The sequence below is a fragment of the Gluconacetobacter aggeris genome, from assembly GCF_014174395.1.
GTDB lineage: Bacteria > Pseudomonadota > Alphaproteobacteria > Acetobacterales > Acetobacteraceae > Gluconacetobacter > Gluconacetobacter aggeris.
The window spans coordinates 308,134-319,461 of the sequence record NZ_JABEQD010000004.1 but is presented as its reverse complement, the minus strand read 5'-3'; the positions used below and the strand labels follow the sequence as shown (position 1 = coordinate 319,461).

The 11,328-nt window shown below is 67.4% G+C and carries 7 protein-coding genes; 2 read left to right on the top strand and 5 right to left on the bottom strand.

What is annotated here, in order from left to right; translation table 11 throughout:
* Positions 1-21 precede the first annotated feature (21 nt).
* The 5 genes from HLH36_RS08715 to HLH36_RS08695 form a co-directional block, all read right to left on the bottom strand.
* A complete protein-coding gene (locus tag HLH36_RS08715) occupies positions 22-1,419 on the bottom strand; it encodes a TolC family outer membrane protein (RefSeq protein ID WP_182985987.1) in 1,398 nt (465 codons plus the stop codon).
* Positions 1,420-1,424: 5 nt separating this feature from the next.
* Positions 1,425-3,890, bottom strand: a complete 2,466-nt coding sequence (locus HLH36_RS08710) for an ABC transporter permease (protein WP_182985986.1) — start codon at positions 3,888-3,890, stop codon at positions 1,425-1,427.
* A 94-nt stretch (positions 3,891-3,984) separates the two neighbouring features.
* Positions 3,985-6,456, bottom strand: coding sequence for an ABC transporter permease (locus tag HLH36_RS08705; RefSeq protein WP_182985985.1), 2,472 nt, complete (start codon positions 6,454-6,456; stop codon positions 3,985-3,987).
* Positions 6,457-6,468: 12 nt separating this feature from the next.
* Positions 6,469-7,152: an ABC transporter ATP-binding protein gene (locus HLH36_RS08700; RefSeq protein ID WP_182985984.1), complete on the bottom strand. Its 684-nt coding sequence runs from the start codon at positions 7,150-7,152 to the stop codon at positions 6,469-6,471.
* Between the two features lie 53 nt (positions 7,153-7,205).
* Complete coding sequence (locus tag HLH36_RS08695) at positions 7,206-8,528, bottom strand: efflux RND transporter periplasmic adaptor subunit (RefSeq protein WP_246376586.1); 1,323 nt, start codon at positions 8,526-8,528, stop codon at positions 7,206-7,208.
* A 193-nt stretch (positions 8,529-8,721) separates the two neighbouring features.
* Here HLH36_RS08695 and HLH36_RS08690 point away from each other — a divergent pair, with 193 nt between their 5' ends.
* Together HLH36_RS08690 and HLH36_RS08685 are read left to right on the top strand one after the other, a co-directional pair.
* On the top strand, positions 8,722-9,924 hold the full coding sequence (locus HLH36_RS08690) for a sigma-54-dependent transcriptional regulator (RefSeq protein WP_182985983.1): 1,203 nt from the start codon (positions 8,722-8,724) through the stop codon (positions 9,922-9,924).
* Complete coding sequence (locus HLH36_RS08685; protein WP_246376585.1) at positions 9,925-11,127, top strand: sensor histidine kinase; 1,203 nt, start codon at positions 9,925-9,927, stop codon at positions 11,125-11,127.
* The last annotated feature ends 201 nt before the right edge of the window (positions 11,128-11,328 follow it).

The following is an 11,328-nucleotide window of genomic DNA, read 5'->3' as shown; positions in this document are numbered from 1 at the left end:
GCCCTCCCGTATCCGCCATCTCTACCAGCCCGCCCGGTCAAGGGCGGCAATCGGCGTCTGAAGCGGCTCCCACCCGCGCGTCCGCGCGCGCTGCAACGCGGCCCCGCTGTTGTAATGCCGGGTGCCCGGCAGCAGATCGCGGGCCTGCAACCGCCCGATCGAGGCCAACAGCTTCGCTTCGGCCACGATCGTGTCATGCCGGCTGGTCGCCAGATCCACCTGCGCCGCCCGCAGGTTCTGGTCGGCGTACAGCACGTCGGTCGTGCTGCGCAGCCCATAGCCATATTCGACCTGATAGCCCTTGAGCGTCGTTTCGCCCGACTGCACTTCCGCCAGGCTGGCCTGGATCGCCTGCCGGCCGCTCTCGACCGCCCGCCAGTTGGTCACGACATCCTGCAATGCCGCCCGCCGGGCCTGCTCCAGATTCTGCCGCGCCTGCTCATCCTTGTCGCGCGCCTGCCGGATCTGGGAATTGTACAGATCCCCGTTATAGAGCGGCTGGACCAGCGACACCGTCCCGCCGATCTCCTCGGCATATTCACGCCCCCGGAACGGCGCCGCCGGCCCCACGGTGCCGAACAGCCCCTGCGCCTGGATCTGCGGCCCCCATTGCGACCGCGCGGTATCGATATCGGCCTCGGTCGCCGATTTCACTTCGCGCATCTGTGCCAGTTGCGGATTGGCGGCGACCGCCAGCCGCACGGCCTGCTCGATCGAGGGCGGCAGGCCCGGCAACCCGTCCGGCATGGTCAGTTGCGCCGGCATGACACCGATGACCGCCCGGAAATTCGCCTCCGACGCCGCCAGAGTCGCCCGCGCCTGCGCCAGCGCCACCTCGGCCGAACGGCGGCGCGTCTCGGCCTGCTCCACATCGGTGCGCGTCACCTGCTCGCCCGGCGCGCCACCCAGATTGTAGCGCGAGGTGATCAGCCGCACCTGCCGCGCCAGCATCTCCAGATCGGCCACCCGCACATCCAGCACATACCGGTCGCGCAGCACATCCATGTAGGCGCTGATGGCACTGGTGAAGACCTGCGATTCCGTCAGGCGCAGGGTCTCCCCCTCGGCCCGCGACCGCGCATCCGCCGCCCGCACCTGATTGGCGACATGCCCGAAGGAATAAAGCGTCTGCTTGGCCGAGACATATCCTTCCGCATAATTCGACGTGAAGGTCCCCAGCGCGAAGGCGCTGGTATAGGGCCCCTGCTGGTAATTCGCATCCATGTTGACCGACACGGTCGGCCGCCAGCCACTGCGCGCCTGCGCCGAATTCTCGGTCACGGCGCGCTGGTTCGCCTGCTCGCCCAGCAATGTCGGATTGCCGCGATAGACCATCGCCAGCGATTCCTGAAGCGTCTGCCCGACGGCAGGCGACATGGCGGCGCAGTAAAGTCCAAGCGCCGCGAGAAAAACACGCATGACGATCACTCCGCCCGCAAGGCGCGCGCCGGCTCGGCGCGCGCCAGATGAAAGGTCTGTCCAAGGACGGTGAGAATGGCGATGGCGAAGGCCCCCGCCACCGCGATCAGGAAATGCGCCGGCGTCAGCGCGATGCGCTCGTCGAACCCGGCCAGCCAGCGCCGCATGAGCATCCAGGCGACCGGACAGGCCAGCACGCAGGCCAGCGCCACGGGCCGGAGGGAATCCGCCAGCAGCAGCACGACGACCTGCCGCCCGGTGGCCCCCAGCGTCTTGCGGATGCCCACCTCATGCATCCGCCGCGCGGCCGCAAACGCCGCCAGCCCATACAGCCCCATGCAGGCAATCAGCAGCGCCGCCACCGCCCCCAGCGTAAAGATCCGCCCGCGCCGCTCGTCGCCGCTGTAATAGGCCGCCATCCGTGCATCGACAGCCGAAAAATCGCCGGAAATGTCGGGAAGAATACCCGCCCATGCGCGATTCAGACGCCGCGCCATGTCGGATTCCGCGCCCCCCTGGAACCGGACGGCGGGAATGGGTTCGTTGAATGGCTGCTTCGAAAGCGTGTCGAAGAAGACGATCTCAGGATAGACGGCCTGCCGAGGTGATTCGAAGCGTACATCGTCGATCACGCCGACGACCCGGGCCATCCTCTTGCCGCTCCTGATGGTCTTGCCGATCGCCTGGTCCGGCGAGGCAAAGCCGAATCGCGACACTGCCCTGGCATTGAGAATGACGCTGGCCGTACGGGTCTGCATTTCGTCGCGCGACGGCATGTCGTCCTGCCCGCGGGCAGCATCGAACCCGCGCCCGGCGAGCAGGCGCGGCCGATAGACCTCGAAATAGCCGGTACTCACAATATCCTGTAGCAGAGAGACGCGTATCGGCCCGGCCAGCCCGTCATAACTGTATGTCCCAAAGTTCTTTGTGTTTGGGCGCGGCGCCAGTTCGCCGAAACCGACCGTGACCACTCCCGGCACGGCACGCAGCGCATCCAGCATCCTGCGCTGAAGAGCGAGGTCGTTGCCCGGCATCGGGGACCCGATCAGCAATCCCGAGCGTACATAGCCGGGATCGGCCGTGCGCATGAAGTCCGTCTGACGATTGATCACCAGCATGCAGATCACGATCGTGATCGCGATGCCGAACTGCCCCATCACCAGCGCATCGCGCAGCCGCGCCGCCCCCCGTCCGCCGGACGGCATCCGTGCGGCAGCCAGCACGGCGGCCGGGCGATAGCCCGACAGGACCATGGAAGGATAGATCCCGCTGGCAAATCCGCAGACCAGCACGATCAGCGGCAGAACCACGGCGACCGGCCCGTAGCACACCACAAGCTCTTCCCCCGTCAGGCTCGCGACCTCGGGCACCAGAATCTCGCACAGGGCAAGGCCAAGCACGCCGGCAATGGCGGCCGCCAGCATCGCTTCCCCCGTGAACTGGATGAACAGCACCCGCCGCGAAGCGCCAAGCGCCTTGCGGATCGCCACCTCGCGGGCGCGCAGACCTGCCCGTGCAGTAGCCAGATTGACCGCATTGGCACAGGCGAGCGCCAGAGCCAGCAAACCCATCAGCCCGATACTATTGATAACGGTGCGGTCCACCCCGTCCTCGGCATATAGGACGTGGAAATCATTGAACCGCGCCTCCCCCAGCTTCGCCAGCAACAGCCCGAAGATCTTCTCGGGATGCCGCCCCAGCGCGCTGGAATCGCTCTCTGCTCCCGCTGCATGGCGGATGACGAAATCGCGCAGCCGCGCGTTCACCGCATCGGCATCCCCCGTCCTGCGAAACTTGAGATAAATATTGCCGCAATCGCTCCCCCAACTCAGGAAGCAAGGCAAGGCCGTCATGTCCCCCGAGGAAAACGGCGCCAGCATCTCGATGCCGGAGAGAAAGTCCGGCGTCGTCCGGTGCGCCAGCACGCCGGTAACGATATGCGTCACCGTCACCCCATCGCGGTTGAGCGGCACCATCCGCCCCATCACGTCCGTCGTCCCGAACAGCCGGATCGCGGCACGAGCCGAGAGCACCAGCCCATCCGGCCGCGCCAGCGCCTGGTCCGGCGTCCCATGCAGCAGTTTCAGTCCGAAAACACTGAAGAAGGCAGGATCGGTCAGGCCGGAGACGAACGAGGAAAAAGCCCCGTCCCGCTCCGTGCGCAGTTCGGTGTTTTCCAACCGGATACCCGCTTCGATCTCGGGAAAATCTTCGCGCAGAAATGGCAGAGCGCGAAACGTGCTTCCCGCGAATTCGAACGGCGGGGTGCCTGGCATCGCCCAATGGGTGTCCACCCGGACCAGCCTGTCCACATCCGGCAACGCGGCGTTGAAACTGTATTCGTAGCGCACCAGCAGCGCCAGCGTCAGAAACACGCCGATCCCCAACGCAAGCCCGAAGACATTGAGCCCGACATAGAGCGGATGCCGCCGAATCTGACGCACGACGCTTTTCAGGATGGTAGCAAGCACGCAATGCCTCCCCAGGCCGCCACAGGGCGCAAGGCCACCCTCCCCGCCAGGGCGGGAAGCACGACCGGAATGAAAACGGATGCCGTCATGTCGCCTACTGCGCCCGCAGCGCCCGCGCCGGCTCGGCACGCGCGACACGCAGCGTCTGCCCCAGCACCGTCAGCGTCGCGATCAGCAACGCCCCCGCGACCGCGACCAGGAAAGGCTGCAGGCTCAGCGGCACGCGCTGTTCGAAGCCCGAGAGCCACGCCCGCATCACGACCCACGCCACCGGGCAGGCCAGCACGCAGGCCAGCGCCACCGGCCGCAGGAAATCGCGCAGCAGCAGGCTGACGATCTGCCGGCCCGACGCCCCCAGCGTCTTGCGGATGCCGATCTCATGCACCCGCCGGATCGCCGAGAAAGCCGCCAGGCTATACAGCCCCATGCAGGCGATCAGCAGCGCCACCACTGCGCCGACGGTAAAGATATGCCCCCGCCGCTCGTCGCCCACGAACAGTTCGGCCATCCGCTCGTCGGCCGGCTGGAAATTGCTGGCCAGTTCCGGCCGGACGGAGGCCCAGGCCCGGTCGAGGCGCTGCGCCATCTCCGCCCGCGCCACACCCTGAAAGCGCACGGCCGGAACAGGATCGACGAACGGCACCCGGGCCAACGTGTCGAAGAAGATGATCTCCGGCGCCACCTCCTCCCGTGGCGAGACGAAGCGCATGTCGTCCACCACCCCGATGATCCGCGCTCTCAGCCCATCCGCCGTAAGGACCTGGCCAATCGCCTGCCGGGGCGTGGCGAAGCCCAATGTCGCCGTCGTCCTGGCATTGACGACGACATTGAAACTTCCCCTGCTCTTCAGAAGATCGTCGGCATCCGGCCCCTCGTCCTGCCCGCGTTCGGGGTCGAACCAGCGCCCCGCCAGCAGGCGCGGCCGATAGACCTCGAAATAACCGGGCCCGACCCGGTCGAACAGCATCTGGATCGAAACCTGGCCGTTCGGCCCGGCATATTTATAATCCGAGCGCGACATCGCATGGGGCGCCGGCTCCAGTTCGCCAAACCCGACGGCGGAGACACCCGGCACCGCCCGCAGGGTATCGAGCATCCTGCGCTCCTGCTCCAGGTCGCCGCCGAGCACCTGCTGGCCGATCAGCAGGCCGGATTTGCTGTATCCCCGGTCGGCATCGCGCATGAACGCGGTCTGCCGGTCGATCACCAGCGTGCAGATGACGATGGCGATCGCGATCGCGAACTGCCCCGCGACCAGCGCATTACGCAGCCGCGCGGCACCCCGCCCGCCCGAGGGCATGCGCGCCGCCGCCAGCACGGCCGCGGGCCGATAGCCGGACAGGATCGTGGCCGGATGAAACCCGCTGGCCAGGCCGGCCACCACGACCACCACCGGCAGCACCGCCAGCACGAACCCGTATGAAACCGTCACCCCTTCCCCGGTCAGGCTCGCGATCTCGGGCGTCAGGATCTCGCACAGCACCAGGCCGACAATCCCCGCAACGGCGGTGACGACCAGCGCCTCGCCCATGAACTGGACGAACAGCACCCGGCGCGTGGCACCCAGCGTCTTGCGCACCGCGACCTCCCGCGCCCGCAGCCCGGCCCGCGCGGTGGCCAGATTGACCGTATTGGCACACGCCAGCACCAGCGCCAGAAATCCGATCAGCCCGATCGCGTTGACCACATTGCGGTCCACACCGTCATCGCTATCCACCACGCCCACATCGTAAAAATTCAGGCGACGCAGCGGCACCAGCCGCATTTCATAGATCTTCTCCGGATGCGGGCCGATGGCGACACGATCGTCATCGGCGCCCGAGGCATGGCGGATGACGAAATCACGCAGCCGCGCGCGCATGGCACTGATATCCTCCGGCGTCCTCAGACGCAGGACGATCGCGCCGCACGCCGATCCCCAATACAGAAAGCACGATCGCGTCCGCGCTTCCTCGCCGGGAATGGGCACGATCATCTCGGCACGGGCAAGAAGATTCGGCCCATGAATGGGCGCCATGACACCGGTCACGACATGAACCGACCGCACGCCCGCTTTGTTGAGTTCAACGCGCCGGCCCAGGATATCGCGCGTGCCGAATGCCTTCATCGCGGCCGCTTCCGACAGCACCAGCCCGTCCGGCCGCGACAGCGCATCGTCCGCCACCCCGCGCGACAAGGCGATTCCAAAGACACGAAAGAACGACGGGTCCGTTTCATAACCGTCGAATTTCGTAAAGGTGCCACCCTGTTCGGTACGGAGTGCCGACGGCAGAAGCCGCGCGGCATCCTCGATTTCCGGAAAATCCTGGCGCAGAAACGGCAGGGCGAGAAAGCTGAGATCCGCTTCCTCCATCGGCGCGATCCCGGCCAGCGTCCAATGTTCGTCCACCCGCACCAGCCGCTCAACACCCGGCAGCCCGGCATTGAAACCGTATTCATACCGCACCAGCAACGCCAGACTCAGGAACGCGCCGATCCCCAGCGCCAGACCCAGAAGGTCGAGCCCGACATAGACCGGATGGCGCCGCGCCTGCCGCAGGGCACCGCGCAGGATGGTCGTCAGCATCGCCGCCGCTCCCTATATGGCATTGCGGACCGAGATCACGACCTGCCCGTCCAGCATGTCCACGCGGCGCTTCGCCAGGTCGGCATGGCTGGGCGAATGGGTCACCATCACGATGGTCGCCCCCTCGTCATTCAGGCGCTGGAGAATATCCATCACCTGCGCGCCGTTTTCGGTATCGAGGTTCCCGGTCGGCTCGTCCGCCAGGATCAGGCGCGGCTCGCCCACAATAGCCCGGGCGATCGCCGCGCGCTGCTGCTGCCCGCCCGAAAGCTGCGACGGATAATGGCGCGCCCGATGCGCAATCCCCACATGGTCCATGGCGTGGGCCACCCGGCGCCGTCGTTCGGCCTTCGGCATCCGGCGATAGATCAGCGCAAGCTCGATATTCTCCTCGATCGTCAATTCGTCGATCAGATTGAAACTCTGAAAGACATAACCAAGATTTTCCCGGCGAAACGCCGCCAGCGCCGCCTCGCCCAGCGCGGTCAGCTCCTGTCCGCCGAACTGGTAGGAACCCGATGTCGGCCGGTCGATAGTGCCGAGAATATTCAGCAGCGTGGATTTGCCGCAGCCCGAAGGGCCCATGATGGCAACGAATTCACCCGCCTCGATGCCAAGGTGAATATCGAGCAGCGCCGTCGTCTCGACCTCGTCGGAACGATAGAGGCGCTGGATGTGGGAAAGGGCGATCAGCATGTCCGTTGCGTTCCGTTCGTTCAGTGGCCGTTTATTCAATGGCCCCGTCGATTTCAGTGGATCGAAAGATGATTGAAATTCTTGTAGGAATTATAGGATGAGACCACCACGCGATCCCCCGCGTGCAGCCCGCCCGTGATTTCCACCTGTTCCGGATTGCGCCGCCCGGACGCGATCGCCACCCGGTCGGCGCCATGCCCGTCCGGCGTCATGACGAAGGCCGCCGATCCGCCGCCGGCTTCCAGCCACGCGCCGTTGGGCAACACCAGCGCCGGATGCGTCTCCCCCAGCGTGATCCGCACATCCACGCTCTCGCCCCGGCGCAGGCCGGCCGGCATCGCCCCGTCAAAGGTCAGTTCGGCGCGGAACTGGCCGTTGGTCACCTGCGGATGCACGCGCGCCACCGTCATCGCGACCTTCACATCCCCCATTTCGGCATCCGCCCGCTGCCCGACCGAAACCCGGCCGAGATAGAATTCGTCGATATCGGCATCCAGCCGATACTGGCCCTCGCTGTCGATCTGCCCGATCCGGTCGCCCGCCTTCAGCGACTGCCCCGGCTGAAGATCGAAATTCGTCAGCCGCCCGGCCACCGGCGCGCGCAGCACCAGCGCGTTCAGACTGTCCTCCACCACTTCCAGATTGCTGCGCAGCCGCTGCGCCTCACGGTCGATTTCGTCGCTCTGCCGCGCCGCCACCGCCAGGTCCTGCGCCCGCGCCGCATCCAGCCGGGCCACGCGGCTGGCATCATACTCCGCCTCGTCGCGATAGCTTTGCAGATTGGCGTCGGACTCGAACCCCTGCCCATGAAGCTGTTCGTGAATCTCCAGCTCCCGCCGGGCCTTTAACAGATTGTAGCGCGCCTCGCCAAGCTGGCTTTCCTCGCCGGTCCGCGTCTGCTGCAACGCCAGCCGCTGCGCGCTGACCGCACCCAACTGGCTGGCAATCTGCGCCTCGCGCGACGTGACATCGAGCTGAAGCTGCGGGTTGGTCAGCCGCGCGAGAATATCGCCCTTCGCCACCAGCGCGCCGTCACGGGCCACGACCTCCGACACCTCGCCGCCCTGCACCGCCCCGATATAGGTCACATGCAGCGGCGCCACGCTGGCCCGAACCGGCAGATAATCCAGAAACGGCGCCGAACGGACAGTCTCGATCGTCAACTGGTCATTGCGGACCGACAGCGTGCCCGACGCCGGCACCATCCGCCACACGACCACGCCAGCCATCACCACGGCCGCCGCAGCACCCCAGCGCATCGCACGCCGCATCAGCACATGATGGCGCGGACGGCGCACGGCCCGATCCATCCCGCCACCCGGGATCGGACGTGTTGGCGACGCCACCGCGCCGGGGGATGAAATCGGTCGGTCCATGCTCTGTTTCCCTCGTTCGCAAACAGTGTATGGTACCCGGACGGATTTTTATCCCATTGTAAGAAAACGATGTTTTCCGCATCACCGCCTCACCCTGTCCGCCAGCGGACAAACTGTCCGAAACCGGACAGTCCCCTGGACATGTCAAGACGGTATCCGGACGACTGCGAAACGAATCGGGAGCGACCACACCATGACGGACCCGGCCAGCCAGCCAACGGTCCTGTTCGTCGATGACGATGCCGACATCCAGTCCGCCGCCCGCCTGCTGCTGACGCGGCGCGGTTTTTGCGTACTCGCGGCACACAACGCGGCAGAGGCCCTCACCCGCGTCGCCGCCGACCCGATCGACCTGGTGCTGCTGGACCTCAACTACGCCCCCGGCGCCACCACCGGGGCGGAAGGGCTGGCCCTGCTGCGCGACCTGCACGCGCTGCGCCCCGCTTTGCCGGTCATCGTGGTGACAGGCCATAGCGGGGTTGCCATCGCCGTCGCCGCGATGCGCGAGGGCGCCACCGATTTCGTCATGAAGCCGTGGCATAACGAACGGCTGGTCACCCTGCTGCACGACACGCTGGACCGCCAGCGGCGCGAAGCCCGCCCCGAAACGCCGCAGGCCGAAACGGGCGAACCGGTCCTGATCGCGGTGTCGCAGCAGATGCGCGCGCCGATCGCCCTGGCCGACCGCATCGCCCCCACCCGCGCGCACATGCTGCTCTCCGGCCCACCCGGCAGCGGCAAGACCCTGCTGGCCCGCCGCATCCATGCGCGGTCGGGCGATGCGCAGCCACCGCTCCTGCTCGACGCGGATGGCCTGTCCGCCCTGCCGCCCGGACACGGCACCTGGGTCCTGCGCGGTATCGAGGCACTGACATCCCCGCTCCAGCGCGCCCTGGCCGACCGGCTGGACGGCACCGCCCCGCCCCGTGTCCTGGCCCTGTCCGCCCTGGGGCCGGAGGAACTCGCCGCCCGCCTGCCCCCCCGCCTGTGGCTGCCGATCGAGGCCGTCCGCATATCGCTGCCACCCCTTACGGAGCGCCCGGACGATATTCCGGCACTCGCCGCCCACTTCCTGCATTATTTCGCCATCCGCCACGGCCTCGCCGAACCGGTGCTGGATGCGGCATCCCTCGACGCCCTCCGCCTGCGCCCCTGGCCGCAGAATGTCCGCGAACTGCGCGCGGCCATGGAGCGGATGGTGGTTCTGGGCGACGCAACCACCCCTCTCTCCGCCGATGACGAACGCGCCCACGACAACCCCACCCTGGCCCAGTCGGAACGCACCCTGATCGAGGCCGCGCTACGCCGGCACGGCTTCAATGTCTCGCATGCGGCACGCGACCTCGGGCTGACCCGCCCCGCTTTGTATCGCCGCATGGCGCGCTACGGCCTGTAGATGCGCGCCATCCGCAGCTTCGCGGTCTGCATCCTCATGGTCGCGGGCGCCTGCCTGCTGGCGCCACGCGCGCTGGCAGCCGGCCTGTATGCCACCACCGCATTGCTGGCGCTGGCGGCCCTGGGCTCGGCGGCCATCCACCTGGCCACACTGGCCGGCCTGTCGCGCCGCCCGGTAAGGGTGGAAGCCTCCCTCGTCCGGCCCGGCGACCGCGAGCGGCTGCGCAACCGGGCCCTGCTGGACCATGCGCCCATCCCCCTGCTCTACCGCACGGGCGACGGCGCCTTCCACGCCGCCAACCGCGCCGCCCGCCGCCTGTTCGCCACCGAGGACCGCCTGCCCGCCGACACGGCATCCCTGCTGGGCCCCCCCACGCCCGAACGCCGCATCGTGCGCATCCCCACCATGCCGGACGCCCCGCCCCGCACCTTCGCGCTCGCCATCGCCCAAGGCAGCGGCGCGGGCGGGGTGACGCATTTCCTGGCCCTGACCGATATCGAGGCGGAGCTGAACGCCGCCGACGCGCGCACCCTGCGCGACCTGCTCCAGATCCTCGGCCACGAGATCATGAACTCGCTGACCCCGATCATCTCCCTGGCCGAAACGGCCCACGAGGTCGCGGACCATCCCATGGACCCGCCGGCGGCGGACATGATCCGCGAGGCATTGGGCACCATCCTGCGCCGCACGCGCGGGCTGGACCGCTTCGTGCAGGGCTATCGCGACCTGGCCCGCCTGCCGCCCCCCGACCTGCGCCCGACCGACCTGCACGACCTGCTGCGCGCGCTCGGCGCACTGTTCGACGCCCGCTGGAACGGCCGCGTGCATCTGGAGACGAGCGTCCCGCCCCGGCGCGTCATCGTCCGCCTCGACGCGGCGCAGATGGAACAGGCGCTGCTGAACCTGCTCAACAACGCGGCGGAAGCCGCCCTCGCCACCAGCGACGCCGCCGGCCCCACCGTCTGGCTCCAGGGCCACGCCACATCGACCGGCATGGTCATCGCCGTCCGCGACAATGGCAGTGGCATCGAAGACGCCTATCGCGACGCGATCTTCCGCCCGTTCTTCTCGCTGAAACCCAACGGCAACGGCATCGGCCTCAGCCTCGCCCGCCAGATCGCCCTGGCCCATGGCGGCTCGCTCACCCTGGAGCCCCCCCGCCCCGACACGCCGTGGCACACCGCATTCCTGCTGAGCCTGTAGAACCAGCCTGCAACACGCGCTGGCGGCGATCCGGCGCAGAACTTTCCGGCGGACTATTATTTTGACTCCATATCATTCTTGCCCCACAATGAGCTAGAGATCCCACTCCATATCGGTTCTCGCCAACGGCGGCGGATAAACCGGGAGCGGTCGAAGCAACACGACGAGACACCGGGAAGTCAAAGACGGCTTTCATGCCCG